Raw genomic sequence first — 24,289 nt, 5'->3', positions numbered from 1 at the left:
GATCTGGGTGGTCGAGATATCGGCATGGCCTAGAAGTTGCTGAACGGCTCTGAGATCGGCGCCGTTCTGCAGCAGATGGCTGGCAAAAGCATGGCGAAGCACATGCGGCGAGATTTTGGCCGCGGTTATCCCGGAACGCGCGGCCAAGCCCTTGAGATCGCGGGCGAAAACCTGGCGGGAGAGATGGCCGCTGTCGGAAGAGGCCGGGAACAGGAACGGGCTTTCGGCAAAGGCCGGGCGCTCGGCCCTCGCGGCAAGCCAGGCGCGCATGGCGGTTCGCGCCTTGGTCGAAAGCGGCACCATGCGCTCCTTGTCGCCCTTGCCGCGCACCATGAAGAAGCGGTCGTCGCGCAGCGCCACCGTCACCGGCAGGCCAACCAATTCGGAGACGCGCAGGCCGGTGGCGTAGAGCACCTCGACCAGCGCGTGCAGGCGCAACGCGGCCAGCCTGTCGCCGTCCGGGGCGGATTCGCCGGCTTCCAGCGCGGCGCGGTCGAGCAGGCGGCCGGTCTCGGCCTCGCTCATCGTCTTCGGCAGCGGCCGGCCCTTGCGCGGGCTGTCCAGCGTGCCGGTCGGGTCGTCGCCGCGCAGGCCTTCGGCGTAGAGGAATTTGAAGAACTGGCGGATCGCCGACAATTTGCGCGCCTGCGAGGTCGGCGCGAAGCCGCGCGCGGCGATGTCGTCGAGATAGGCGCGGATGTCGGAAGATCCAGCACCTGCAAGCCCGCCCTGGATCGTCTCGGAGGCATCCTCCAGGTCGCGGCGATAGGAGGCGAGCGTGTTTTCCGCCGCGCCGCGTTCGGCGCTCATCATTTCGAGGAAGGCTTCGATGCGGGCGGCGCTGTTCATCGGGCCGGGATCAGCTCTTTGTCGGTTTTCTTGGTCAGTTCTTCTTGGGGTTGAGCTTTTCGGCCGGAATGCGGATGCTCATTTCCGCTCTTTTCGGCTCCACGAACATGGCCAGCGCGAACATCGCGCCATAGGCAATGCCTGCAAGAACCGCCAGCGTCACGACGAAGCGAAACAAAGTCGGCATTCAATTTCGCCCGTCTTGTTGTTCTGCGTTTCCAAAGCCCTGTGCCCTTATGGGACGCCGATCCGGCCAATTCAAGGACGAAGGCTTCCGGTGAACAGAAGGTTTTGCCGGGATGCTTCGCGCCCGGTTGTCCGGCCGTGCTTGACGCAAACAGGCTTTTGATGTCGATACGGCGCAAAGAGGCTCCGATGAACGCTCTGCCACCCAATCCGACGGACGAAGGCCGCGCCGCGCTGATCGAAGCGCTCGGCAGCCGCTCGATCGTCTTCGTCGGGCTGATGGGCGCCGGCAAGACGGCGATCGGCCGCAAGGTGGCGGCGATGCTTTCGCTGCCCTTCATGGACAGCGACCAGGAGATCGAAAGCGTCTCGCGCATGACGGTGCCGGAGCTGTTCGAGCGCTATGGCGAGCCGGAATTCCGCGCGCTGGAGCAGCGCGTGATCCTGCGCCTGCTGGAGAACGGACCGCAGGTGCTGTCGACCGGCGGCGGCGCTTTCATGAACGCGCAGACGCGCGAGGCGATTTCCGCGCATGGCGTATCGGTCTGGCTGAAGGCCGACCTCGACCTCTTGATGGAGCGGGTTTCGAAGAAGCAGAACCGGCCGCTCCTGAAAAATCCCGATCCGCGCGGCGTGCTGGAGCGGCTGATGGGCGAGCGTTACCCGGTCTACGCCACCGCCGACCTGACCGTGCCGACCCGCGACGACCGCAAGGAGATCATCGCCGGCGAAGTCGTCGCGGCGCTCTGCACCCATCTCGGCGTCGACGCGATCGTGACAGGCGCTACAGGCGCCACAACCGACGAGGTGCAGTCGTGAGCGATGCCGAACCGATGAAGGTCGAGGTCGGGCTCGGCGACCGCGCCTATGATATATTGATCGGCTCCGGGCTGCTGGCGCGCTCCGGCGAGGAGATCGGGCGCCGGCTTCCCGGCACCCGCGCGGCCATCGTCACCGACGAGAACGTCGCCGCCGCGCATCTCGACATGCTGAAGGCGGGGTTGGAGAAAGGCGGCATCCAGTCCGCCGTCATCGCGCTGCCCGCCGGCGAAAAGACCAAGAGCTTCGCCCATCTCGAAGAGGTGGTCGACGGCGTCCTCGCGGCAAAGCTCGAACGCCGCGACCTGGTGATCGCGCTCGGCGGCGGGGTCATCGGCGACCTTGCAGGCTTTGCTTCCGGCATCGTGCGGCGCGGCATGAACTTCGTGCAGATCCCGACCTCGCTCCTGGCGCAGGTCGATTCCTCCGTCGGCGGCAAGACCGGCATCAACAGCGCCCGCGGCAAGAACCTTGTCGGCGTCTTCCACCAGCCCAGGCTGGTGCTCGCCGACACCCAGGTGCTCGACACGCTGCCGATCCGAGAGTTCCGCGCCGGCTATGCCGAGCTCGCCAAATACGGGCTGATCGACCGCCCGGCCTTCTTCGCCTGGCTTGAGCAGAACTGGGGGCAAGTCTTTGCCGGCGGCCCGGCGCGGGTCGAGGCGATCGCCGAGGCCTGCCGCGCCAAGGCAGACGTCGTCGCCCGCGACGAGTTCGAGACCGGCGACCGGGCGCTGCTCAATCTCGGCCACACGTTCGGCCATGCGCTGGAAGCGGCCACGCGCTATGACGGGGCGCGCCTCGTCCATGGTGAGGGTGTGGCCATCGGCATGGCGCTGGCGCATCGCTTCTCGGCGCGCCTCAACCTGGCGAGTCCGGACGACGCGGAGCGCGTCGAAGCGCATCTTCGCGCCGTCGGCCTGCCCTGGCGCATGGCCGATATTCCGGGCGAGCTGCCGGATGCCGAGGCGCTGCTCGGCTTCATCACCCAGGACAAGAAGGTGTCGCGCGGCGCGCTGACCTTCATCCTGACGCGCGGCATCGGCCAGGCTTTCATCGCCAAGGACGTGCCGCCGTCGGAAGTGCTGTCCTTCCTCAAGACGAGCCATCCCGAAGGGTTCAAGGCGGGCCAATCCGGAAGGCTCAAGGTGAGCCATCCCGAACGGTCCAAGAGGAGCCGTTCCGGATGATCGACGCCGGCTGGATCGTCGCCGCCGTCCTCGCCGTCATCATGCTTTCGGCGCTTCTGTTGCGCACCCGGCTGCTTGCCGCTTTCGGCTACGCGCTGCGGCCGCTCGAGCCGCCGCAGCGGACCGAGCGCAACGGCAAGGATGAAGGCAGCGACGATCCCCGTCGCGAGGGCGCGGCTGCCGGTGAGGAGCGCAATCGGCTCGAAGGGCTCTTCGACCTCGATGAACTCGAAGTGTCGGATATCATGGTCCACCGCACCAATATGCGCTCGGTCAATGCCGACAATGCGCCGGAGGCGGTGGTGCGCGAGATCCTTCAAAGCCCGCACACCCGCATGCCGTTGTGGAAGGGCTCGCTCGACAACATCGTCGGCGTGCTGCACGCGAAGGATCTGCTGAGAGCCCTCAACGAGGTCGGCAACGATTTCTCGCGGATCGACGTCATGAAGATCGCGGCGAAGCCGTGGTTCGTGCCGGACACCACCACCTTGCAGGAACAGCTCAACGCCTTCCTGCGCCGCAAGGCGCATTTCGCCATCGTCGTCGACGAATATGGCGAGGTCGAAGGGCTGGTGACGCTGGAAGACATCATCGAGGAGATCGTCGGCGAGATAGCCGACGAGCACGATGTCGACATGCAGGGCGTGAAGAAGGAAGCGGACGGCTCCGTCGTCGTCGACGGCACAGTGCCGATCCGCGACTTGAACCGCGCGCTCGACTGGGACCTGCCCGACGAGGAAGCCACGACGATTGCCGGCCTGGTCATCCATGAGACGCAGTCGATCCCGGAAGAGAAGCAGGCCTTCACCTTCCACGGCAAGCGTTTCGTGGTGATGAAGCGGGACAAGAACCGCATTGCAAGGTTGAGGATACGTCCCGCCAGCGAAGGCTAGTTCACTAACACAGAAATCTTGACTGGTCGGCTATGTCGCGTTGGCAGGTGGTATGCCTTGGAGATTGGCCGAAACGGTCCGGCCTCGTCATCCACGGGCGGAGCAAGGAGCGTAGCGACGGGCGCAGACCCGAGGATCCATTCCGTGACGCATGAGCGCTGCTGCGGTGCAGAATTCTGCTTCGCTGCGTTCTTCGATCAGGGTCACGGAATGGATCCCAGGGTCTCCGCGACGCCGCTTCGCGGCTGCTCCGCCCAGGGATGACGAGGTTGAGAGGCTTCAGCCAACCCCCAACGTCTGCGCTGATTTCACCGAAGCGAATGGTGAAAATCTTGGCGCCCGACAACCCTGCAACCTTTCAAAATCCCTACGCCGAAGAAACCAGGCGTCTCAGAGCCCCGGCTCACAATTCCTTGGTCGAACGCTCGCTGAGCATCGCGCCGGTTCCAGCATCGATTGCCGCCAGGCTGACGTCATAGCCCCAAAGCCTGCGGATATGGCGCAGGGTTGCGTCGCGGCTCTGGGGCTCGAGCATGACGCCGTCCTTGATCTTGTGCTGGAGCCGCAGATGCCGGTCGCCCAGCAGATCGACGTCAACCACCTGGATGTCGGGACGGCTGGCGCCGACATCGTAGCTTTGCGCGAGCGCCGACCGTATCTTGGCATAGCCGCGCTCATTGTGGATCGAGGCCACCTCATAGTGCGGCTCGTCGGCGCCGTCGGCGAGCACGAAGAGCCGCCATTTGCGGATCAGCGTCGGGCTCAGATATTGGCGGATGAAGGATTCGTCGCGGTGGTTGGCCCAGGCGTCGAGCAGGGTGTCGCGCCAGTCGCCGCGGCCGGCGATGTCGGGAAACCAGTCGCGGTCCTCGGCGGTCGGCGCCGTCGAGATGCGCTGGATGTCCTGCATCATGTCGAGACCCAGTGCATAGGGATTGATGCCGGAAAAGCGCGGATCGTCATAGGCCGGCTGGAAGATGACGTTCGAGTGGTTGCGCAGGATCTCCAGCATGGCGCCTTCGCCGATGCGGCCACGGTCGAACAGCGTGTTCATGAGCGTGTAATGCACGAAGGTGGCACAGCCTTCGTTCATCACCTGGGTTTGCCGCTGCGGGTAGAAATATTGCGCGATGACACGCACGATCCTGACGATCTCGCGCTGCCAGGGCTCAAGCACCAGGCTGTTCTTCTCGAGGAAATAGAGCAGGTTTTCCTCCGGCAGATTGAGCGATTTCTTGCGCTCGGCAAGGATTTCGTCCCCTGCTTCCGGCTTGTTCTTTCCCTGCGGGGGCGGCAGCGTTCGCCACAGATCGTTGAAGGAGCGTTCCTCGTATTCGAGGCGCTCGCGCAACCCCTCGCGCTGTTGCTCCGATGACAGTTTCGGCGGGCGACGGTAACGGAACACGCCTTGCTCCATCAGCGCATGGGCCGAATCCAGGATCGCCTCCACGGCGGCCAGGCCATGCCGTTCCTCGCATCGGGCTATGTAGCTCTTGGCGAAATCCAGGTAGCTCAGGATGCCGCCGGCATCCGTCCATTGCCGGAAGAGATGATTGTTCTTGAAGAAATGATTGTGCCCGAGCGCGGCATGGGCGGTCACCAAGGCCTGCAGGGCCATGGTGTTTTCCTCCATGAGGTAGACGATGCAGGGGTTGGAGTTGATGACGATCTCGTAGGCCAGACCGCGAGCGCCCTTGCGGTAGAGAAGCTCGTCATAAAGAAAACGTTTGCCGAACGACCAGTGCCGGTACATCAGCGGCATGCCGATCGACGAATAGGCGTCGAGCATCTGCTCGGAGGAAATGACCTCCATCTGCACCGGGTAGATGTCGAGGTGAAGCACTTCGCGGCCGATCGCTTCGATCTCGTCATAGACCCGGGACAGCTTGTTGAAATCCCAGTCGGACCCGGAAAACAGCAGTTCGGACTTGCGCGCCTGGCTGACCATCGCCGAAGCCCTCATGCGCTCTTGCGCAAGCCGGGCTGCCTGGCGAAGAGCTCGCGGAAGACCGGGTATATGTCGGCCGGCGCGGCAATGCGCCTCATCTGGAAGTTCGGCCATTTGCCGTCGACGGCGTTGTAGGCGCGCCAGAGCGACGTGCCGTTCTCGGTCGAGCCGAAAATGTGGCTTTCCCGCTCATCGATGATCTCCACATAGGCGAAATACTGGCAAAGCCCCATGAGTTTGCGGTCCAGCAGTTCTATGCAGCGTTCGGAGTCGGTGGCGAAATTGTCGCCGTCAGAGGCCTGGGCGGCGTAGATGTTCCATTCAGAGGCCGGATATCGCTCTTCGATGATGCGATGCATCTCCTCGAGCGCCGTGGAAACGACGGTGCCGCCGCTTTGCGTGTGGTAGAAGAACGTGTGCTCGTCCACCTCCTTGGCCTCGTGGGTGTGGCGAATGAAGACGATTTCGGTGCGCTCGTATCGTCGCGTCAGGAACAGATGCAGCAGCACGAAGAAGCGTTTGGCCAAATCCTTCTCTCGCTCGCCCATCGATCCGGAGACGTCCATCAGGCAGAACATGACGGCACTGGCATTCGGCCGCGGCTGCGGGTCGAAGCGATTGAAGCGGATGTCGACCGGATCGACATAGGCAATCCGCCTGCGCCGGCGCTCCAGCCGATCGAACTCGTCGCGCAGAGCCTCGATGCGTTCGCGTGTCTTTGCATCCGGCGGCCTGGATTCCAGCTCGGCGATCTGCCCGGCGATGGCGTCCACGTCAGCCTGCTTCGGACGCCTGAGCGCGATGCGGCGCCCGTGGCTGTTTCGCATCGTGCGCCCGACATTGATGTTGGTCGGCGCGCCGCTTGCGGCGAAACCCGCCCGCTTCGGCTTGAAGCTGAGTATCTGCTTTAGACTGAGCTTGACTAGATCCGGCAGTTCGAGGTCCTCGAAGAAAAGGTCGAGCACTTCCTCGCGTGACAGCACGAAGCGGAAGTCGTCCTCGGATTCCGTGGTCCCCGGAGCCGAGCCGTAGCCTCCGCCGCCGCCAGGCTTGTCGATAAGATCGCCAGGGCTGAACGTCCGGTTGCCGGGCAGGATGTGCTGGCGCCGGCCGCTTTCCTTGTCGTCGCCGAAGGTCGGTTCGCCGGTGCCCTTGCGAGGCATCGGCACGGCGTGCTCGCGGTCGAGCTCGGCGATCCCGCCGGCGCGGACCTTGTCGCGGATGGAGCGCTTGAGCTCTTCGCGGGCACGCCTGAGGAAGCGCTGGCGATTGCCAAGGCTTTTGTCCTTCGGATTCAGGCGGCGGTCGATGAAGATCGGCATGGAACCGTCCCGGCTTTGATCAGCCCGCCTTGTTCACGCGCATATACCAGTCGACCAGCCGGCGCACCTGCCGCTGGGTATAGCCGCGTTCCACCATCCGCTGCACGAATTCGTTGTGCCGTTTCTCCGTGACGCTGTCCTGCTTGGAGCCGAAGCTGATCACCGGCAGCAGGTCCTCGACCTGGCCGAACATGCGCTTCTCGATGACCTCGCGAAGCTTTTCGTAGCTCGTCCAGGACGGGTTGCGGCCATGGTTGCGCGCCCGGGCTCGCAAGGTGAATTTGACCACTTCGTTGCGGAAGTCCTTGGGATTGGCGATGCCGGCCGGCTTCTCGACCTGCGACAACTCCTTGTCCAGGACCTCGCGGTTGAGGATCTGGCCGGTGTCGGGGTCCTTGTAGTCCTGATCCTCGATCCAGGCATCGGCATAGGCGATGTAACGGTCGAAGAGGTTCTGACCGTACTCGCTGTAGGATTCCAGATAGGCCTTCTGGATCTCGTGACCGATGAACTCGGCATAGCGCGCCGCGAGTTCCGACTTGATGAATTCGAGATAGGCGGCCTCCGTTTCCTTCGGGAATTGCTCGCGCTTGATCGCCTCCTCGAGGATGTACATCAGGTGCACGGGATCGGCCGCCACCTCCTTGGTATCGTAGTTGAACGTCTGCGACAGGATCTTGAAGGCGAAGCGCGTGCTGACTCCGGTCATGCCTTCGTCGACGCCGGCGGCGTCGCGATATTCCTGGACGGACTTCGCCTTCGGATCGACCTCCTTGAGGTTCTCGCCGTCATAGGCGCGCATCTTGGTGTAGAGCGGCGAGTTCTCATGTTCGGCAAGGCGGGTCGAAACGGTGAAACGGCTGAGAATGTCCAGCACCTCTGGCGCGCAGGGACTGCTTGCCAATTCGCTTTCGCGCAACAGCTTCTCGTAGATGTGCCTTTCCTCGGTGATGCGCAGGCAATAGGGAACCTTGACCACGAGGATGCGGTCGAGGAAGGCCTCGTTGTTCTTGTTGTTCTTGAACTGCTGCCATTCCGATTCGTTGGAATGGGCAACGACGATGCCCTGATAGGGGAAGGCGCCGAAATTCTCGGTGCCGTTGTAGCTGCCTTCCTGGGTTGCCGTCAGCAAGGGGTGCAGGACCTTGATGGGCGCCTTGAACATCTCGACGAATTCGAGCAGCCCCTGCGTCGTCCGGTTGAGGCCGCCGCTGTAGGAATAGGCGTCCGGGTCGGACTGGCTAAAGTGCTCCAATTGCCTGATGTCGACCTTGCCGACCAGCGCCGAGACGTCCTGGTTGTTCTCGTCGCCGGGCTCGGTCTTGGCGATGGCAATCTGGCGCAGCCGCGACGGCATCAGCTTGACGACGCTGAATTTGGAGATGTCGCCCGACAGTTCGTCGAGGCGCTTGGCCGCCCAGGGCGAAATCAGTCCGTTCAGGCGGCGGCGGGCGATGCCGTATTTATCCTCCAGCAGATCGCCCATGCGGTCGGGATGGAAAAGGCCGAGCGGCGATTCGAAGACCGGGCTGATCTTGTTGCCGACCTTGAGCGTGTAGATCGGGCGCTCCTCCATCAGCTTCTTCAGCCGTTCGGCCAGCGAGGATTTGCCGCCGCCGACCGGACCGAGGAGATAGAGGATCTGCTTGCGCTCCTCGAGGCCCTGCGAGGCATAGCGGAAATATCCGGCAATGCGCTCGATCGTGTCCTCCATTCCGTAGAAATCGGAAAAGGAGGGATAGACCTTGACGGTGCGGTTGGAAAAAATGCGGCCGAGCCGCTCGTCCTTGCTGGTGTCGATCAAGTTCGGCTCGCCGATTGCCGCAACCATGCGTTCGGGCGCCGAGGCATACATGGATTTGTCCTCGCGGCAAGCTAGCAGGTATTGCTGGAGGCTTATCTCCTCCTGAGCCGCGTTGGAATAAATCTCCGAAAACAGATCGAAGACGTCTGTTTGATTCTCGCGCATGATGCTTTGCCTCGGAGCCGACAGGCTGCCAATCGGCTCATCGCTTCATCAACTGCCGGAAAGCATTGTGGTTCCCTTCACATGAAGGGGAGCTCTCCGCACTCCGACATCGGCCCCCCGGAGTTCCCGATTCGGCCGAAAATGCTCGCCTAGTAAGATACGTGGTGATTGCCGGCGGACCGTCAAGGACTGGATTTGTTTTCGCACCGAAAGTTGTCATTTTTGGTCAGTAAATGAGGTGCGTGGCCAGGGTCCGTGCGCTGTCGCCGCAACCGGAGATGACGATGATCAATCGACGCAGGCTCATCGCGGCATCGCTGGCGGCACTGTTGCCGCCAGGTGCGTCGGCGACCGGGCGTCCGGGCCAGCCGGAGCCGCAAACCCTCGATTACGGTCCGGCCAAGCTCGATGTCCATGCAGGCGACGATGCGAACAAGCTGCCGGTGGTCTTCTTCGTCCATGGCGGCGCCTGGCGGTTCGGCAAGCGCAGCCAGGTCGGCGCCAAGCCGGGCTTCCTGCTCGCCAATGGCTTCGTGTTCGTCTCGATCGATTACCGCATGCTGCCGCAAGCGGATGTCGCCACCCAGGCCGGCGATGTCGAAAAGGCCTACGCCTATGTGCGCGCCAACATCGCCCGGCATGGCGGCGATCCGGACCGCATCGTCGGCATGGGCCATTCGGCCGGCTGCCATCTGATTGCGCTGACCGGCATGCGCGGCGGATTGCCCGGTGTCGCCGCGCTGATCCTCGACGACACCAGGGCCTATGATCTTGCCGCGCTTTCCAGGAATGGCGGCATGGTTCGGGCTTATGCGCGTGCCTTCTCCGACCCGGCACAGTGGGCGGCGCTGTCGCCGGCGAGCTATGTCGACGGCAGGAAACATCCGCCGACCTTCATCGCCTATTCGCGGGCATCCGGGCGAGGCGAAGAATCGAAAGCTTTTGCGGAACGCCTGCGCGCCACCGGCACCAAGGTGACGCTGTTCGACGGCAGCGCCTATACACATATGTCGATCAATCGCGATTTCGGCGAGGACGGCGATGCCCTGACCGCGGCCGCGCTGGCCTTCCTCAAGGCGACCGTCGGCTGACTACCAGCGCGTCTTCTCGCCGGGCGCGGCCGGCTCGATCGCCAGCGCATGCACGCCGGCTTTCAATTCGTCGGCGAGCAGTTCGTTGACGGCGCGATGGCGCTCGACGCGACCCATGCCGGCAAAGGCGGCAGAGACGACGCGGACGCGGAAATGCGTCTCGCCGGCGCCGTCGAACGTCGCATGGTGGCCCGACTCGACATGGTGATGGCCGGCGTGAAGGTGGCTTTCGTTGATGACGGCGAGCCTTTCGGGCGAAAACGCCGCCTTCAGCTTGTTTTCCATCGTCGACTGTATGGACATCCTGGGTTCCCTTCCCCACATCTGCGGCACAGCCGCAAAATCTTGAATTTCGACCGCTTTTAAGCCGCGATTCAGCGGTTAGGGCGATCATCGGCGAAATGTCAATTCTTGTTTCGCACGTGCGAACAGCCCATAAATGGGTGAGATGAAAGCGTATCCCAAATATTTCGAGAAAATTCGAATCCGGCCGGAGAAGGACGCGGAGCTTAAGTCGCGCGCGCCGATCTGCCAGTGGGATGGCTGCAACGAGGCGGGAACGCATCGCGCGCCGGTCGGGCGTCTCAAGGAGGGCGAGTATTTCCGCTTCTGCTTCGACCATGTGCGCGAATACAACAAGGGCTTCAACTACTTCTCCGGCGTGTCGGATACAGAGATCGCCCGCTTCCAGAAGGAGGCGCTGACCGGCCACAGGCCGACTTGGCGCATGGGCGCCAATGTCGGCGGAACGCGCTCGGCGCCGGATTTCGCGCAACAGCGTTCGGGCCGCGCCGGCTACCACAACCGCATGCGCGACCCGTTCAATCTGTTCGGTTCAGGCGCGCGCGAGCCGCGCGAGCGCAAGGCAAAGCCGCTTGAGGCCAAGGCGCTGGAAACGCTTGGCCTTGATACAAAGGCGACTGGTCAGGACATCAAGGCACGTTATAAGGAACTCGTTAAGCGCCACCATCCGGATGCGAATGGCGGCGACAGGGGTTCGGAAGACCGGTTCCGCGATGTGCTGCAGGCCTATCGCGTGCTCAAGCAAGCAGGATTGTGCTGAGCGGCCCTACGGTCCCATGTCGTTTTCCAACTTTCATAAGGTTGGAAAACGCTCTAAGACCGCCCCCGGACAAAATCGATTGCCGGCGAAACGCGGCGTTTCGCCCGTGGAGACGTTGATAGAGATGAACAAGGTCGATCGCGACATCGCCAACCTGCCCGACACGACGGTGTCGGTGAAGGAGAAATTCGGTTTCGATTCCAAGATGGTCGTGCCCGCCTATTCGGCGGCGACCGAGCATGTGCCGGACATCGACCCGGATTATCTGTTCGACAAGGCGACGACATTGGCGATCCTCGCCGGCTTTGCCTACAACCGCCGCGTCATGGTGTCGGGCTATCACGGCACCGGCAAGTCGACGCATATCGAGCAGGTGGCGGCGCGGCTCAACTGGCCTTGCGTGCGCGTCAACCTCGACAGCCATGTCAGCCGTATCGACCTCGTCGGCAAGGACGCCATCGTCGTCAAGGAAGGCCTGCAGGTCACCGAATTCCGCGACGGCATCCTGCCCTGGGCCTATCAGCACAATGTCGCGCTCTGCTTCGACGAGTACGATGCCGGCCGCCCGGACGTGATGTTCGTCATCCAGCGCGTGCTGGAATCGTCGGGCCGGCTGACGCTGCTCGACCAGAGCCGGGTCATCCGCCCGCATCCGGCGTTCCGGCTGTTCGCCACCGCCAACACGGTCGGCCTTGGCGACACCACCGGCCTCTATCACGGCACGCAGCAGATCAACCAGGCGCAGATGGACCGCTGGTCGATCGTCACCACGCTCAACTACCTGCCGCACGACAATGAAGTGAACATCGTGCTGGCCAAGGCCAAGCACTATCGCGACAGCAAGGGCAAGGACATCGTCAACAAGATGGTGCGCGTCGCCGACATGACGCGCTCGGCTTTCATCAATGGCGACCTGTCCACCGTGATGAGCCCGCGTACCGTCATCACCTGGGCCGAAAACGCCGAAATCTTCGGCGACATCGGCATGGCGTTCCGGCTGACCTTCCTCAACAAGTGCGACGAGCTGGAGCGTTCGGTGGTGGCCGAGTTCTACCAGCGCGCCTTCGGCGAGGATCTGCCGGAGAGCGCCGCCAACGTGGTGCTGGGCTAGGCGCGCAGCCGAAAGGCCTCCAGCCTTTCAGCACCAATCGCGCAAGGAATGATCATGGCGGGTCCGGGCGACAACACGCGCAACAAGCCGAAGAACGGGTCTGAAGCCGACAGCTTCAAGCGCGCCGTCACCGTGTGCATGCGTGCCGTCGCCGGCGACAAGGACCTCGAGGTCGGCTTCGCCAAGGACCGGCCGGCCTTGGCCGGCAACCGCGCGCGCCTGCCCGAGCTGCCGAAGAAAGCCTCCCGCAACGACATCGCGATCACGCGCGGCTTGGGCGATTCCATGGCGCTGAAGCGCGCCTGCCACGATCAGCGCGTCCACAACAAGCTGGCGCCGGAAGGCAAGCTGGCGCGGTCTATCTTCGACGCGGTCGAACAGGCGCGCGTCGAGGCGATCGGCAGCCGCGCCATGCAGGGCGTGGCCGACAATATCGGCTCGATGCTCGAGGACAAATACGCCAAGGCGAACCTCGTCGACGTCAGGGACAAGGCGGACGCGCCGCTCGAGGAAGCGATTGCGCTGATGGTGCGCGAAAAGCTCACCGGACGTCCCGTGCCGAAGAGCGGCGAGCGGCTGGTCGATCTGTGGCGCCCCTGGGTCGAGGAGAAGGCGAGCGGCGACCTCGACGGCCTGTCGGCCAAGCTCGAGGACCAGCAGGCCTTTGCCCGCGTCGTGCGCGACATGCTGGTTTCCATGGAGATGGCCGAGGAGCTCGGCGACGACCAAGAAACCGACGACTCGGAGGAAAACGAAGAGAACGAGCAGCAGGGCGAGGAACAGAGCGAGGAAGGCGGCGAGGAGGATTCAGGCTCTGAGCAGTCGCAGTCTGAAGATGCCGAAGCTTCCGCGGACGAGGAAGAATCGGCCGAGACGGAAGCGACCGACGCCACTTCCGACGACCTTTCCGACGAGGACGATTCCGACGCCGAGACGCCGGGCGAGGCCAAGCGCAACGACAATCCGTTCCTGAACCTGCCGAAAGAGATCGACTACAAGGTGTTCACCACCGCCTTCGACGAGACGGTGGGCGCCGAGGACCTGTGCGAGGAAGAGGAGCTCGACCGGCTGCGCGCCTTCCTCGACAAGCAGCTCGCCAATCTCTCCGGCGTCGTCGGGCGGCTCGCCAACCGGCTGCAACGCCGGCTGATGGCGCAGCAGAACCGCTCCTGGGATTTCGACCTGGAGGAAGGCTATCTCGATCCGGCCCGGCTGGTGCGCGTCGTCATCGATCCGATGCAGCCGCTGTCCTTCAAGCAGGAGCGCGACACGAAATTCCGCGACACCGTCGTGTCGCTGGTGCTCGACAATTCGGGCTCGATGCGCGGCCGGCCGATTACGGTCGCCGCGACCTGCGCCGACATTCTGGCGCGCACGCTGGAGCGCTGCGGCGTTTCGGTGGAGATCCTCGGCTTCACCACCCGCGCCTGGAAAGGCGGACAGGCGCGCGAGAGATGGCTGAAGGAGGGCAAGCCGCCGAACCCCGGCCGCCTCAATGATCTGCGCCACATCATCTACAAATCCGCCGACCATCCGTGGCGGCGCGCGCGACGCAATCTCGGGCTGATGATGCGCGAGGGCTTGCTCAAGGAAAACATCGACGGCGAGGCACTGCTTTGGGCGCATAACCGGCTCATCGGCCGGCCCGAGCAGCGCAAGATCCTGATGATGATCTCGGACGGCGCGCCGGTCGACGATTCCACGCTCTCGGTCAATCCGGGCAATTATCTGGAGCGGCATCTGCGGGCGGTCATCGAGCTGATCGAGACGCGCTCGCCGGTCGAGCTGCTCGCGATCGGTATCGGCCACGACGTCACGCGCTATTATCGCCGCGCCGTCACCATCGTCGACGCCGAGGAACTGGCCGGCGCCATGACCGAGCAGCTCGCCTCGCTGTTTGGCGAGGAAAGCGCGCGCGACACGCGGCGCGGCGGATTGCGGCGCGCCGGATGATCTTTTCGGGGCGGCGCGCGCGGCGGACGCTTTTCGCCTGCGTGCTGGCCTGCGCCTTGCCGGCAATTGCCGCGTCGGGCGCTCCCGCCGAGACGGTCGAGATTTCGGCGCGGCCGATCAGCCAGTTCCATGTCGGCCATGACGAGACGCGGTTCGGGCCGCTCGAATTCGTCGGCGGGGTGGAGATGACGTCGCCGGCACGCGATTTCGGCGCGCTGTCGGCCTTTCGCTTCCTGAAGCCGGGCAGCGACTTCATCGGTGTCGCCGACACCGGCTTCTGGTTCTTCGGCGCGATCACGCATGACGCCGGCAGGCGCCCATCGGGCGTTTCTAATTTCCGCATGCAGCAGATGGTCGACGCTTCGGGCCAGCCGAGCGACCGGAAGTGGGAGGTCGACGCGGAAGGGCTCGCGGTCAAGGACGGTATCGCCACCGTCGGCTTCGAGCGCGACCAGCGTGTCGCCCAGTTCAAGATCGATCCCGACGATATGAAGGCGCCGATCCGGCAGCTCGATTACCTGGTTCCCGCCAAGGAGCTGCGCCAGAATCGCGGCTTCGAGACCGTCACCCACGCCAATCCTTACGGGCAGCACGCGGGCGGCCTGGTCGTGGTCTCGGAGAGGAGCCTCGACGAAGCCGGCAACGTCTATGCCGCCATCATCGAGGGGGCGCATAAGGGCGTCTTCACCGTCAGGCGCGACGGCGAATTCGACATAACCGACGGCGCCTTCCTGCCGGACGGTGACCTGCTGCTGCTGGAGCGCAGTTTTTCGATCGCGCGCGGGGTGAAGATGCGGCTGCGGCGCATCTATGGCGAAAGCGTCGCGAAGGGCGCGGTCGCCGACGGGCCGGTGCTGATGGAGGCCGACATGGGCTACCAGATCGACAACATGGAAGGGCTCGACGTCTGGACCCGCGACGACGGCGCGCTGATGGTGTCGCTGATCTCCGACGACAACCATTCGATCCTGCAGCGCAACCTCTATTTGGAGTTCATCCTGCACCAGGATTGAGCAGGATCGCTGGCAGAATCCAGCCGCCCTGGCTCTAGATCGTGATGGCGTTTCGTTGAATCGCCGTCACGATCTAACTCTTTGTTGGAGCATGGTCTTTCTCCGAAAAGCGGTTCCCACTTTTCGGGATCATGCTCTAGCGGCCGACGTGGCGGACTTCGTTCATCACGAAATTGGCGGCGCGCTTGCTCCGGTTGCGGATCTTGAGCGTCGCGGTGTTGTCCACGAAATAGGTGTGAAGGATGCTGTCGCGGGTGCGGACCTCCGGCCCGACGGTATCGACCGCGTGCCACGTGTCGGTGCCGACCGCAAAGGCGTAGCCGGTGTTCGGGGAAAACGACATCCGGTGCGAATTCTCGAAACGCCCGTCCGGCTTGCGTTCGGCGAATCGGGTGCCGATGTGGTTGATCGAGTCGTCCTCCGGCAGGTAGAACTGGACCGTGATGCCCTTCCATTTCGTGTCGGTGTGGAAACCGATCTTGTAGCCCGCCACGTCGCGCGTCAGCATCGGCACCGGATACATGCCGACCTTCATGAAATCCGACCCGAACCGGCGTTCCAGGCCCCGGGCAAGGCGGCGCATGAATGCGTCCTTCAGTTGCGGCGCATGCAGTGCCTTTCCGACCAGGGACCAGACCCCCCGTTTCTCGTCCGGTAGATGGCGGATATATTCGGGGTAGAGGTCGATCTTGACCCGCGTCGCAGTGCCGTCGGCCTGAATGTTGACCTTGTTGCGCCCCTTGAGCGCCCGATACTCGCGCGCCTCCGGCATGGCGGCACGCATGCGCAGATAAAGGTCCGCGGGGAAAACATCGGTCATTTCCAGATGCCAGAAAGGCGTTTCCACAAATGCGGCGCGGTTCACGGCGTCCACCATGTGGGAGACAACATGCTGCAGCATTCGTTTGGCTGATGCTGGCGCCACCGCGCCGTCTATGGCCGACATGGATACCCTTTCCCCAATCTAAAGCCCCGAATCCAAATTTCCTGAATACATATATCGCCGCCCCGGCGAAATGCTAACCAAAGCACAGGCTGGATTTCAATGATCCACGGGACTGACTTCAATCGGGGTTTTCTAAATCACGGAGGGATGCCGCATCAGCGCGAAACGAGCGCGTTGCGAGGAGCGCGGTCGACGATGCTGACATGGCTGCAGGCCGATATTCAACGGACCTTGTAGATCTCGATCGGTTTTCCCGCGGTAGACTGGTCCAGTTCCAGCCATGCCGGCAGGTCGCCCCGCAGCAGCGCCGCGGCAAGGCCCTTCGGTGCGTCCAGGCCCAGCGATATCTCTTCCGTGTTGCCGCGGCAGATCGCGACCAGCCCCACATGCTCGCGCTCGATGACGGCGCGCGCGGCGTCCGGCGTTCCCATGAAAGCGTCGAGCATGGCAAGGTTACCGCCGACATTGCGGTGGTAAGGGCCGGCCAGCGCCCGGTGGCGGGTGAACATCAGTATTCCCGAGCCGAGATTGGACGAGGCAAGCACCGTCGTCGCCGGCATGGCGGCAAGATCGTGGAAGTCGCTTGGCTTGCCGCAGGTCACGGCGTGATCGGGATCGGAATTGATCCGCTGCGGCGCTTTCTGGACCACGGACTGCGCCGCCACCGCGACCCCGGCCCAAGTCGCGTTGAGCGAGACCAGCCACGCCATGACGATGCCGGTGGAAAGGCGCCATGAGGGCGCGGCGTCCGCCCGCAGTCGGATTTTCGCAATCCAGGCCGAGAGCGGCAATACGGCGAAGGCGACGGAAAAGGTCGAGCCGCGCACCTGCCAGAGACTGACGCCGAAGGCGACGACAAGCAGAATGGCGGCGAGCATCTCCTCGCGGCGCAGGCGACGCGTTCGGAGTTGAAAGCCGATCAGCAGGATGGCGATGAAGGGCGTCACATAGCGCGCCGCCATCAGCTTCGGCTGGTGGACGGCGACGCTCCAGAAGGGCTGCGCTTCGACCACGTCGGCCAGCCAATAGGTGCGGATACGCTCGTCCATGCCCGCATAGGGCGACGCCAGGCATTGCGGGAAGAACAGCATCGCGGCGGCCGCGACCACCACCGCCAGCGCCAGCGTGGAGCCGAGCCGCGCCCGGGTTGTCGGCCCGGTCGGTGCAGCGGCGATCGCCAGGCCGAAGCCGGACAGCGCGGCAATCGCGAACTGGAAGGACGAGAAGGCGTCGCATTGGGCCACGCCCCAGTCGGCCGGGCGGATGGTAACCACGAAGACCAGCGAGGCGATGCCGGCAAATCCGAGGCCAAAGCCTCGTGCCGTGACGCGCTCCTTGTCGTCGAGGATGAACAGGACAGCGGCACAGATGCCGAGCACCGCCACATAGGGAGCGGTCTCCATGCCGACAGCCAGCGTCAGGCCGGCGCAAATGCCCGACAGAAGGGCCGCGGGCCGCCAGGAGGGCGCTTCCATCAGGAGCCAGAGGCCGGCCGCCGTCAGCAACAGCTGGACATTGTGGTGATCGATCACCCCCGGGCTGTAGATCACCAGGAAGAAAAGGCCCGCAGTCGACAGGATGAGCGCCGGCATCGCGACATTCGCGCCGGCGAAGCGCTGCGCGGCGCGCATCAGCACGAATATGGTCAGTCCGTAGAGCAGGGTCGGCCAGATGATCTGCGCGGCGCGTTCGGCGGTGGCGGGGCTGGCGCCGAGCGCATCGAAGGCCATGATGATCAGCGCGAGCGGCGTGTCCACAAGCCGCGACCAGTGCATGACGAAGCCGCCCGAGGCGCCCATCCTGTATTGATGGAGGTCGAACCAGCCCTGGCCGCCGAGCAGGTCGCGGATCTCGACCAGCCGCAGCATGCTGTCATTGTCGGCGCCGTAGTTGGCAAGGGTGGGGAAGCCGGAAACCGCGTTGATCGTCAGCACCACCAGCGTGGCGCACAACGCAAGCAGAAGATCGTTTTTCCAACCGGTGCCTGGCACGGTCATGCTGGTCGCAATGCCCTGGAGAATTTTCGCGATCCTGCATCATCGGCCGTAACAAAGCGTAAAGCCCCGCGGCTGCTGCTGAAAGCGTCAGGCCTGGTTGGTAGCAATCCAGATGACGTGGCGGGCGCCACGCTTGCCGTTGGCCCGCGTGTTGATCTCCTCGACCGCGAAGCCGGCCTGTTTCAGCCGCCGGGTGAAGCCGCCGTCCGGTCCCTGCGACCAGACCGCCAGCACGCCGCCGGGCTTCAAGGCGGCCCGCGCCGCGGCCAGGCCGGCCGCACTGTAGAGCGTGTCATTGCCCTGGTAGACGATGCCTTCGGGACCATTGTCGACGTCGAGCAGGATGGCGTCCCAGGCGGTTGTCTCCGCCCTTATCAGCTGGCCGACATCTGTCTCGCGAAGGGTGACGCGCGGGTCGTCGAGGCAGCCGTCGAATATCCCGGACATGGGCCCCCGCGCCCAGGCGACGACCGCGGGAACCAGTTCGGCGACGGTGACGGCGGCGTCGCGATCGAGCGCGGCGAGGGCGGCGCGCAAGGTGAATCCCATGCCGAGCCCGCCGATGAGGATGCTTGGCCGCTTGCGGCCGGCGATCTGCTTGCAGGAAAGCCTGGCGAGGGCCTCCTCGGAGCCGCTGAGGCGGCTGTTCATCAGCTCGTTGGTGCCGAGCATGATCGAGAATTCATCCCCGCGCCGCTTCAGGCGAAGTTCCTGCGCGCCATCAGGCGTGCGGGCGGAATCAAGCTGAACCCAGGGGATCACGCTCTCTCTTTTGGTTTGAGCAAGATCTTTTCCAAAAACCGGGTCCCACTTTTTGGGATCATGCTCTCTCTTTTTGTTTGGAGCATGATCTTTTCCAAAAACCGGATCCCACTTTTTGGGATCATGCTCTGACCGCGACCGCTGGCTGGCTCCAGCGCGCGGCGAGCAGCCGGTAGGGGATCAGCGCCACGACGGCAATGATCAGCTTGACCGAAAGGTCGCCAAGCGCCCAGGACACCCAGCGCATCGTCTCGACCGGCAGAACGCCCATCAGCGGCGCGGTCTCCAGCGCGAAGCTGTCACTGGGGCCGGCAAACGCGAAGGCGGCGGAGAAGGCGACGCCGAAGAAGACGATGGTGTCGAACACCGAGCCGACCAGCGTGCCGACGATAGGCGCGCGCCACCAGCTCTGCCGGCGCAGCCGGTTGAAGACGGTGACGTCGAGCAATTGCGCGGTGAGGAAGGCGGCACCCGAGGCGGCCGCGATGCGCACCAGCCGGTCGGCGGCGGTCTCGAACTCGATCAGGCCGTGGCGGAACAGGAAAGGCGGGATCAGGATCGAGCAGGTCACCGCCGTCATGAAGCCGACGAACACCACTTTGCGCGCCACGGCCGGACCGTAGCGGCGGTTGGCGAGGTCGGTGACCAGGAAGGAGAACGGATAGGTGAAGGCACCCCAGGTGAGCACGTCCGCCAGCGCCAGACCGCCGACCTGGCCCTGCATCGGGAACTGGACAAGGATGTTGGAGGCCACGACGACAAGCGCCATGGCAGCCACGAAGGGCAAATATCGCGTCAGGAAATTCATTTTTTTATCCTGGGTAATGGAACCAGCCGAGCGCCATGCCGACGCCCGCCCTTGTTTCGAGCACCGGTCTGGCCGGGCTCGAGGCGGTCGTCCCCCGCCTGAAAGCTGCTTTAAGCGGCCGGCTGCTCGGCCAGCTTCTTGGCGATCTGCTTCTTGAGCAGACGCGCGCGTTGCGACAATTCCTTGACGTCGGCCTTGGCCAGGAAGGCGTCGAGGCCGCCGCGGTGCTCGACCGAACGCAGCGCGTTGGCCGAAATGCGCAGGCGAACATTCTGGTTCAGCGCTTCGGAAATAAGCGTCACATTGACCAGGTTCGGCAGGAAGCGACGCTTGGTCTTGTTGTTGGCGTGGCTCACATTGTTGCCAGTCTGAACTGCCTTGGCAGTGAGTTCGCAGGTGCGGGACATTTGTCTAACCTTCAGTTTCTAAACCTGCCAAACCATTCTGCCCGCGCCGGGCGGCGCGCGGTCTCGGTCAGGCGGCCTTTGGAAAAGTTGGCGTTCCATAGTGGCATTTCACCACTGCGTCAAGCTCCGGCACGCGGCCCGTCGTCAGGCGCGCTCCATATAAAGGCCGGATTTCACAGTATAAGCCCGTCGCGAAGGGATATGCCAGGCTGGAGCCGCTGCGTTCCGGCCGAACCGCTAGGGATTCGCCAGCCGCCATGCTCCGTCCATCTCATGCATTCGCCAGCCTGCTTGCCCTTGCCGTGCCGGCAACGAGCTTCGCCGCCGCGGCGCCACAGTCCTTCAAGGGCGAGTATACGGTGTCGTTTCTCGGCCTTTCGATCGCCAGGGCGACTTTCTCCAGCCGCTACCAAGGCGACAGCTATGCCATCGACGGCACCGTCTCGGCCGCCGGCCTTGGCAAGCTCTTCGACGACACGAAAGGCACGATTTCGTCGAAAGGCACGATTTCCGGCAAGCAGATGCAGCCGCATGCCTTCCGGGCCGACTATACATCCGGCAAAAAGGCCTCAATGGTCGAGATCCGCTTCAACAACGGTGCCGTCACCTCCACGCAGGTCATTCCCGCGCCAAAGAAGCGCGATTCGAAGAGCTGGGTGCCGCTCGGCGATAGCGACCTGAAATCGGTGCTCGATCCCATGGCCGCGACCGTCATCCATGCCGACAGCCTGGACAAGGTCTGCGGACGGACAGTCAAATTCTATGACGGTGAGATGCGCGCCGACCTTACCTTGACCTATGCCTCCAAGGGCTCGATCTCGGTGCCGGGCTACAAGGGCGACACGGTGACCTGCAAGATGGGCTTCGAGCCGGTGGCGGGCTATCGCAAGGGCCGCAAGGCGTTGAATTTCCTGAAGAACAAGAGCCGCATGCTGGTGACGTTTGCACCGCTCGGCCAATCCGGCGTATATGCGCCAATCCGCGCCACGGTCGGGACCCAGATTGGTCCGCTGACCATCAGCGCGAGACGGTTCGAGGCGGTAAATTAGGTCAGGCGCCACCGCGCGCCGGCGGGGGAACGAATGGCGCGCGCAACACTAATCGGGTTTTCGGCGGTCGCCATGTGGGCGCTGCTGGCGCTACTCACCGACGCTTCCGGACAGGTGCCGCCCTTCCTGTTGTCGGCCATCACCTTCGCCATCGGCACCTGCGTCGGGCTCGCGGCGCGGCTGTTGATGCCGGCGGCCGACAGAAACCAGAAGATCCCGCCGCAGGTCTGGGTGATCGGCATAGCCGGCCTGTTCGGCTACCACTTCTTCTACTTCACGGCGCTGCGCAACGCGCCGGCGGTCGAGGCGAGCCTGATCGCCTATCTGTGGCCGCTGCTGATCGTGCTCGGCTCGGCGCTGATGCCGGGCGAGCGGCTTGCCTGGAACCATGTCGTCGGCGCGCTGCTCGGCCTTGCCGGCACCTTCCTGATCGTCACCAAGGGCGGCGCGCTCGCCTTCGACGCGCGCTACGCCTTCGGCTATGCGATGGCCGCCGTCTGCGCGCTGTTGTGGTCGTCCTATTCGCTCCTGTCGCGGCGCTTCCCGTCGGTGCCGACCTCGATCGTCACCTGGTTCTGCGCGGCGACGTCGGTGCTGTCGCTTATCTGCCATTTTCTGCTTGAGAAGACGGTGCTGCCGGATGGCCCTGGACAGTGGCTGGCGGTCATCGGGCTCGGCCTGATGCCGGTGGGCGCGGCCTTCTACGCCTGGGACATCGGCGTCAAGCGCGGCAACATCCAGGTGCTGGGCGCCGCGAGCTACGCCGCGCCGCTTTTGTCGACGTTGGTGCTGATCGCTGCCGGCGTCGCCGCGCCGTCGCTGCGCATCCTCGCGGCCTGCGTGCTCATCACCGGAGGCGCCGCGCTGGCGGCGAAGTCGCTGCTGATGCGCAAGCCAGCGGCCACAGAGCTCAACGCATGATGCCGTTTTCCGGCGGCATCGAGGCCAACGCCAATGCGACGCTGCTGTTCTCGTTCGTCGCGGCCGTGATCTACGCCTTTGCGCTCGACATGCCGCCGAAGTGGACGCGCACGGCGGCAAAGACGCTTGCCGTGGCTTTGCTGGCCGTGCTTGCCGCCATGCAGGGCGGTCCGCTGCTGCTCGTCGCGGCGCTAGGCTTGAGCGCCGTCGGCGACGCCTTCCTGTCGCGCGGCGGCGAAAAGGCTTTTCTCGGCGGGCTGGCGAGCTTTCTCGCCGGCCACATCGCTTATGTCGCGCTGTTTTTGCAGGCGGGCGGCGGGCTCGGCCTGTTGAGCGCCGAATCCTGGCGGGGCGCGATTGCGCTCGCCATGGCCGCATTCAGCATCGTCATGCTTGCCGCGCTCTGGCGCCGCGTCGGCCCGCAACTGCGTATCCCGGTTGCCGTCTATGTCGCGGCGATTCTCGCCATGGGCATTTCGGCGCTCACCACGGACAAGGTATGGGTCATTGCCGGCGCGGTGCTGTTCATCGCGTCGGATGGGTTGCTGGCAACCGAGCGCTTCCTGCTTGCGGCGATCTCGCCGCATCGCGTGTGGATGCGCTACGCGGTCTGGGTGCTTTATTACGCGGCACAGCTGGCGATCACGCTGGGATTTCTTCTCAGTTAGGCGATCTTCGGCTGCCAGCCCGGCTCGGCCAGCTCGAAGGCGGCGAAATCGAAGCCCGGCGCCACGGTGCAGCCGACCAGCGTCCATTCGCCGAGGCTGCGCGCCGATTGCCACCAGCCGGCCGGCACGACGATCTGCGGCCGTTCGCCGGCGGCAAGGGCCGTGCCCAGCACCTGCTCGATGACCACGCCCGCGCCTTCCTCATGCATCGACAGCGCCAGCGGCGCGCCGACATAAAAGTGCCAGACCTCGGCCGCGTCCTTCACCCGGTGCCATGCCGAAAGCTGGCCCTGCTCGAGCAGGAAGTAGATCGCGGTCGAATGACCGCGCGAGCCGCCCGCGGCGTCGCGAAAGGTCTCGGCATACCAGCCGCCCTCGGGATGCGGCTGAAGGCCTAGCATGGCGATGATCTCGGCGGCGCTGGTGGTCATTCGCATCCTTTGTCTTGATGCATGTCGTTATCCCAAAACCGCCGCACACTTTTGGGCGACATGCCTCAAAAATTATCCTTGCGCTTGCGGATCTCGGCAAAGACCTCGGCGTCCGAGGCTTTCTCCATGCCGAGATGCTTGCGGATCCCCGGGTCGTGCCAGCGCAGGAACGGATTGGTCGACAGTTCCTCGCCGATTGTCGTCGGCAGCGTCGGCTTGTTGTCGGCGCGCAGCGCTTCGATCTTAGCCGCGCGCTGCTTCAGCAGCGGATTGCCCGGGTCGACCGTCACCGCGAAGCGGGCATTGGCCAAGGTGTATTCGTGGCCGCAATAGATGGCGGTTTGCGCCGGCAGCGCCGCCAGTTTCTTTAGCGATTCATACATCACCGGCGGCTTGCACTCGAACAGGCGGCCGCAACCCAGCGCGAACAGCGTGTCGGCGGTGAAGGCCACCTTCGAGGCCGGCAAATAATAGGAGACATGGCCGGCGGTATGGCCGGGCGTCTCGATGACCTCGATCCTTTCCTCGCCCAGGCGCACGACCGAACCCTGGCCGACCGTCTCGTCAATGCCGGGGATCTTCGCCTTTTCGGCTTCCGGGCCGACGATGCGCAATTTGAAGCGTTCCTTCAGCGCCAGATTGGCTTCGACATGGTCGGCATGATGGTGCGTGGTGAGGATCAATGTCGGCGTCCAGCCGGTGCGCTTGATCGCGGCCAGGATCGGCGCCTCTTCCGGCGCGTCGACGATCGCCGTCTCACCGCTCTTCGAATCGTGGGCCAGCACGCCGAAATTGTCGGTGCGGCACATGAACTGCTCGATTTCAACCGGCATAGCATGTCTCCCTTTGTCGTCGCAGACATAGGGCGGGCGGGCGCCGATGTCATCCGCGTT

At 64.1% G+C, this 24,289-nt stretch carries 24 protein-coding genes; 11 read left to right on the top strand and 13 right to left on the bottom strand.

Annotation, left to right across the window (positions count from 1 at the left end; translation table 11 throughout):
- Together FJW07_RS21215 and FJW07_RS21210 are read right to left on the bottom strand one after the other, a co-directional pair.
- Positions 1 to 849, bottom strand: an 849-nt coding sequence (locus FJW07_RS21215) for a site-specific tyrosine recombinase XerD (RefSeq protein ID WP_140648191.1), incomplete at its 3' end; no start/stop codon positions are given.
- A 34-nt stretch (positions 850 to 883) separates the two neighbouring features.
- Entirely contained in the window at positions 884 to 1,036 is a 153-nt protein-coding gene (locus FJW07_RS21210) for a histidine kinase (protein ID WP_140648190.1), read from the bottom strand.
- A gap of 188 nt (positions 1,037 to 1,224) precedes the next feature.
- Here FJW07_RS21210 and FJW07_RS21205 point away from each other — a divergent pair, with 188 nt between their 5' ends.
- Genes FJW07_RS21205 through FJW07_RS21195 form a run of 3 tightly spaced genes read left to right on the top strand, consistent with a single transcriptional unit; the run spans position 1,225 to position 3,937 of the window.
- Entirely contained in the window at positions 1,225 to 1,854 is a 630-nt protein-coding gene (locus FJW07_RS21205) for a shikimate kinase (RefSeq protein WP_140784052.1), read from the top strand.
- Positions 1,851 to 3,044 carry a 3-dehydroquinate synthase gene (gene aroB, locus FJW07_RS21200; protein WP_140858665.1) on the top strand — a complete coding sequence of 398 codons (1,194 nt, stop codon included), beginning with the start codon at positions 1,851 to 1,853 and terminating at the stop codon, positions 3,042 to 3,044. Before FJW07_RS21205 ends, aroB begins: the two co-directional genes overlap by 4 nt.
- A complete protein-coding gene (locus FJW07_RS21195) occupies positions 3,041 to 3,937 on the top strand; it encodes a transporter associated domain-containing protein (protein ID WP_140858663.1) in 897 nt (298 codons plus the stop codon). The genes aroB and FJW07_RS21195 overlap by 4 nt, the downstream gene beginning before the upstream one ends.
- Before the next feature lie 403 nt (positions 3,938 to 4,340).
- On the opposite strand, the gene FJW07_RS21190 is transcribed toward FJW07_RS21195, so the two are convergent.
- Genes FJW07_RS21190 through FJW07_RS21180 form a run of 3 tightly spaced genes read right to left on the bottom strand, consistent with a single transcriptional unit; the run spans position 4,341 to position 9,176 of the window.
- The gene (locus FJW07_RS21190) at positions 4,341 to 5,885 is read right to left on the bottom strand and encodes a SpoVR family protein (RefSeq protein WP_140858677.1); all 1,545 of its coding nucleotides are present in this window, start codon (positions 5,883 to 5,885) and stop codon (positions 4,341 to 4,343) included.
- 11 nt (positions 5,886 to 5,896) lie between these two features.
- Entirely contained in the window at positions 5,897 to 7,207 is a 1,311-nt protein-coding gene (locus FJW07_RS21185) for a YeaH/YhbH family protein (protein ID WP_140659657.1), read from the bottom strand.
- 19 nt (positions 7,208 to 7,226) lie between these two features.
- Positions 7,227 to 9,176, bottom strand: a complete 1,950-nt coding sequence (locus tag FJW07_RS21180) for a PrkA family serine protein kinase (RefSeq protein WP_140645146.1) — start codon at positions 9,174 to 9,176, stop codon at positions 7,227 to 7,229.
- A 284-nt stretch (positions 9,177 to 9,460) separates the two neighbouring features.
- Here FJW07_RS21180 and FJW07_RS21175 point away from each other — a divergent pair, with 284 nt between their 5' ends.
- Complete coding sequence (locus FJW07_RS21175) at positions 9,461 to 10,267, top strand: alpha/beta hydrolase (RefSeq protein WP_140784049.1); 807 nt, start codon at positions 9,461 to 9,463, stop codon at positions 10,265 to 10,267.
- On the opposite strand, the gene FJW07_RS21170 is transcribed toward FJW07_RS21175, so the two are convergent.
- A complete protein-coding gene (locus FJW07_RS21170) occupies positions 10,268 to 10,570 on the bottom strand; it encodes a BolA family protein (protein WP_140645148.1) in 303 nt (100 codons plus the stop codon).
- A gap of 136 nt (positions 10,571 to 10,706) precedes the next feature.
- Between FJW07_RS21170 and FJW07_RS21165 the strand changes: the two genes are divergently transcribed.
- From FJW07_RS21165 to FJW07_RS21150, 4 genes are all read left to right on the top strand, one after another.
- The gene (locus FJW07_RS21165; protein WP_140659654.1) at positions 10,707 to 11,330 is read left to right on the top strand and encodes a J domain-containing protein; all 624 of its coding nucleotides are present in this window, start codon (positions 10,707 to 10,709) and stop codon (positions 11,328 to 11,330) included.
- A 124-nt stretch (positions 11,331 to 11,454) separates the two neighbouring features.
- Entirely contained in the window at positions 11,455 to 12,441 is a 987-nt protein-coding gene (cobS, locus tag FJW07_RS21160) for a cobaltochelatase subunit CobS (protein ID WP_140633012.1), read from the top strand.
- A gap of 54 nt (positions 12,442 to 12,495) precedes the next feature.
- Positions 12,496 to 14,394, top strand: a complete 1,899-nt coding sequence (cobT, locus tag FJW07_RS21155; RefSeq protein ID WP_140858661.1) for a cobaltochelatase subunit CobT — start codon at positions 12,496 to 12,498, stop codon at positions 14,392 to 14,394.
- A complete protein-coding gene (locus tag FJW07_RS21150; RefSeq protein ID WP_140858660.1) occupies positions 14,391 to 15,407 on the top strand; it encodes an esterase-like activity of phytase family protein in 1,017 nt (338 codons plus the stop codon). The genes cobT and FJW07_RS21150 overlap by 4 nt, the downstream gene beginning before the upstream one ends.
- A 136-nt stretch (positions 15,408 to 15,543) precedes the next feature.
- Here FJW07_RS21150 and FJW07_RS21145 read toward each other — a convergent pair whose 3' ends face one another.
- The 5 genes from FJW07_RS21145 to rpmB all read right to left on the bottom strand — a co-directional run bounded on the left by FJW07_RS21145 (position 15,544) and on the right by rpmB (position 20,327).
- A complete protein-coding gene (locus FJW07_RS21145; protein WP_246680832.1) occupies positions 15,544 to 16,353 on the bottom strand; it encodes a hypothetical protein in 810 nt (269 codons plus the stop codon).
- Positions 16,354 to 16,574: 221 nt separating this feature from the next.
- Positions 16,575 to 18,350, bottom strand: a complete 1,776-nt coding sequence (locus tag FJW07_RS21140; protein ID WP_140858658.1) for a GtrA family protein — start codon at positions 18,348 to 18,350, stop codon at positions 16,575 to 16,577.
- 87 nt (positions 18,351 to 18,437) lie between these two features.
- Positions 18,438 to 19,112: a hypothetical protein gene (locus FJW07_RS21135; protein ID WP_140858656.1), complete on the bottom strand. Its 675-nt coding sequence runs from the start codon at positions 19,110 to 19,112 to the stop codon at positions 18,438 to 18,440.
- A 121-nt stretch (positions 19,113 to 19,233) separates the two neighbouring features.
- Positions 19,234 to 19,920 carry a queuosine precursor transporter gene (locus FJW07_RS21130; protein ID WP_140858655.1) on the bottom strand — a complete coding sequence of 229 codons (687 nt, stop codon included), beginning with the start codon at positions 19,918 to 19,920 and terminating at the stop codon, positions 19,234 to 19,236.
- 110 nt (positions 19,921 to 20,030) lie between these two features.
- The gene (gene rpmB, locus FJW07_RS21125; RefSeq protein ID WP_027167505.1) at positions 20,031 to 20,327 is read right to left on the bottom strand and encodes a 50S ribosomal protein L28; all 297 of its coding nucleotides are present in this window, start codon (positions 20,325 to 20,327) and stop codon (positions 20,031 to 20,033) included.
- Positions 20,328 to 20,584: 257 nt separating this feature from the next.
- Here rpmB and FJW07_RS21120 point away from each other — a divergent pair, with 257 nt between their 5' ends.
- The 3 genes from FJW07_RS21120 to FJW07_RS21110 are packed head-to-tail and all read left to right on the top strand — an operon-like array spanning position 20,585 to position 22,965.
- Complete coding sequence (locus FJW07_RS21120) at positions 20,585 to 21,376, top strand: DUF3108 domain-containing protein (RefSeq protein ID WP_140858653.1); 792 nt, start codon at positions 20,585 to 20,587, stop codon at positions 21,374 to 21,376.
- 33 nt (positions 21,377 to 21,409) lie between these two features.
- Positions 21,410 to 22,297: a DMT family transporter gene (locus FJW07_RS21115; protein WP_140858651.1), complete on the top strand. Its 888-nt coding sequence runs from the start codon at positions 21,410 to 21,412 to the stop codon at positions 22,295 to 22,297.
- Positions 22,294 to 22,965, top strand: a complete 672-nt coding sequence (locus tag FJW07_RS21110) for a lysoplasmalogenase family protein (RefSeq protein WP_140858649.1) — start codon at positions 22,294 to 22,296, stop codon at positions 22,963 to 22,965. The genes FJW07_RS21115 and FJW07_RS21110 overlap by 4 nt, the downstream gene beginning before the upstream one ends.
- Here the strand turns inward: FJW07_RS21110 and FJW07_RS21105 are convergent.
- Together FJW07_RS21105 and gloB are read right to left on the bottom strand one after the other, a co-directional pair.
- Positions 22,962 to 23,396, bottom strand: coding sequence for a cupin domain-containing protein (locus FJW07_RS21105; RefSeq protein WP_140858647.1), 435 nt, complete (start codon positions 23,394 to 23,396; stop codon positions 22,962 to 22,964). The two genes, FJW07_RS21110 and FJW07_RS21105, sit on opposite strands and share 4 nt — an antisense overlap.
- A 65-nt stretch (positions 23,397 to 23,461) precedes the next feature.
- Positions 23,462 to 24,229: a hydroxyacylglutathione hydrolase gene (gene gloB, locus FJW07_RS21100; RefSeq protein ID WP_140858645.1), complete on the bottom strand. Its 768-nt coding sequence runs from the start codon at positions 24,227 to 24,229 to the stop codon at positions 23,462 to 23,464.
- Between the last annotated feature and the right edge of the window lie 60 nt (positions 24,230 to 24,289).

Origin of the sequence: Mesorhizobium sp. B3-1-9 (assembly GCF_006439595.1) — a bacterium.
Lineage (GTDB): Bacteria > Pseudomonadota > Alphaproteobacteria > Rhizobiales > Rhizobiaceae > Mesorhizobium.
Note: the sequence above shows the minus strand (reverse complement) of the source record. Positions and strands in the feature narration are given on the sequence as shown.

Excerpts from the sequence above, each read along its gene's own strand:
- FJW07_RS21210 (WP_140648190.1), bottom strand. The coding sequence starts at position 1,036 with ATGCCGACTTTGTTTCGCTTCGTCGTGACGCTGGCGGTTCTTGCAGGC.
- FJW07_RS21205 (WP_140784052.1), top strand. The coding sequence starts at position 1,225 with ATGAACGCTCTGCCACCCAATCCGACGGACGAAGGCCGCGCCGCGCTG.
- FJW07_RS21195 (WP_140858663.1), top strand. The coding sequence starts at position 3,041 with ATGATCGACGCCGGCTGGATCGTCGCCGCCGTCCTCGCCGTCATCATG.
- FJW07_RS21190 (WP_140858677.1), bottom strand. The coding sequence starts at position 5,885 with ATGGTCAGCCAGGCGCGCAAGTCCGAACTGCTGTTTTCCGGGTCCGAC.
- FJW07_RS21185 (WP_140659657.1), bottom strand. The coding sequence starts at position 7,207 with ATGCCGATCTTCATCGACCGCCGCCTGAATCCGAAGGACAAAAGCCTT.
- FJW07_RS21180 (WP_140645146.1), bottom strand. The coding sequence starts at position 9,176 with ATGCGCGAGAATCAAACAGACGTCTTCGATCTGTTTTCGGAGATTTAT.
- FJW07_RS21175 (WP_140784049.1), top strand. The coding sequence starts at position 9,461 with ATGATCAATCGACGCAGGCTCATCGCGGCATCGCTGGCGGCACTGTTG.
- FJW07_RS21170 (WP_140645148.1), bottom strand. The coding sequence starts at position 10,570 with ATGTCCATACAGTCGACGATGGAAAACAAGCTGAAGGCGGCGTTTTCG.
- FJW07_RS21165 (WP_140659654.1), top strand. The coding sequence starts at position 10,707 with ATGGGTGAGATGAAAGCGTATCCCAAATATTTCGAGAAAATTCGAATC.
- cobS (WP_140633012.1), top strand. The coding sequence starts at position 11,455 with ATGAACAAGGTCGATCGCGACATCGCCAACCTGCCCGACACGACGGTG.
- cobT (WP_140858661.1), top strand. The coding sequence starts at position 12,496 with ATGGCGGGTCCGGGCGACAACACGCGCAACAAGCCGAAGAACGGGTCT.
- FJW07_RS21150 (WP_140858660.1), top strand. The coding sequence starts at position 14,391 with ATGATCTTTTCGGGGCGGCGCGCGCGGCGGACGCTTTTCGCCTGCGTG.
- FJW07_RS21145 (WP_246680832.1), bottom strand. The coding sequence starts at position 16,353 with ATGTCGGCCATAGACGGCGCGGTGGCGCCAGCATCAGCCAAACGAATG.
- FJW07_RS21140 (WP_140858658.1), bottom strand. The coding sequence starts at position 18,350 with ATGACCGTGCCAGGCACCGGTTGGAAAAACGATCTTCTGCTTGCGTTG.
- FJW07_RS21130 (WP_140858655.1), bottom strand. The coding sequence starts at position 19,920 with ATGAATTTCCTGACGCGATATTTGCCCTTCGTGGCTGCCATGGCGCTT.
- rpmB (WP_027167505.1), bottom strand. The coding sequence starts at position 20,327 with ATGTCCCGCACCTGCGAACTCACTGCCAAGGCAGTTCAGACTGGCAAC.
- FJW07_RS21120 (WP_140858653.1), top strand. The coding sequence starts at position 20,585 with ATGCTCCGTCCATCTCATGCATTCGCCAGCCTGCTTGCCCTTGCCGTG.
- FJW07_RS21115 (WP_140858651.1), top strand. The coding sequence starts at position 21,410 with ATGGCGCGCGCAACACTAATCGGGTTTTCGGCGGTCGCCATGTGGGCG.
- FJW07_RS21110 (WP_140858649.1), top strand. The coding sequence starts at position 22,294 with ATGATGCCGTTTTCCGGCGGCATCGAGGCCAACGCCAATGCGACGCTG.
- FJW07_RS21105 (WP_140858647.1), bottom strand. The coding sequence starts at position 23,396 with ATGACCACCAGCGCCGCCGAGATCATCGCCATGCTAGGCCTTCAGCCG.
- gloB (WP_140858645.1), bottom strand. The coding sequence starts at position 24,229 with ATGCCGGTTGAAATCGAGCAGTTCATGTGCCGCACCGACAATTTCGGC.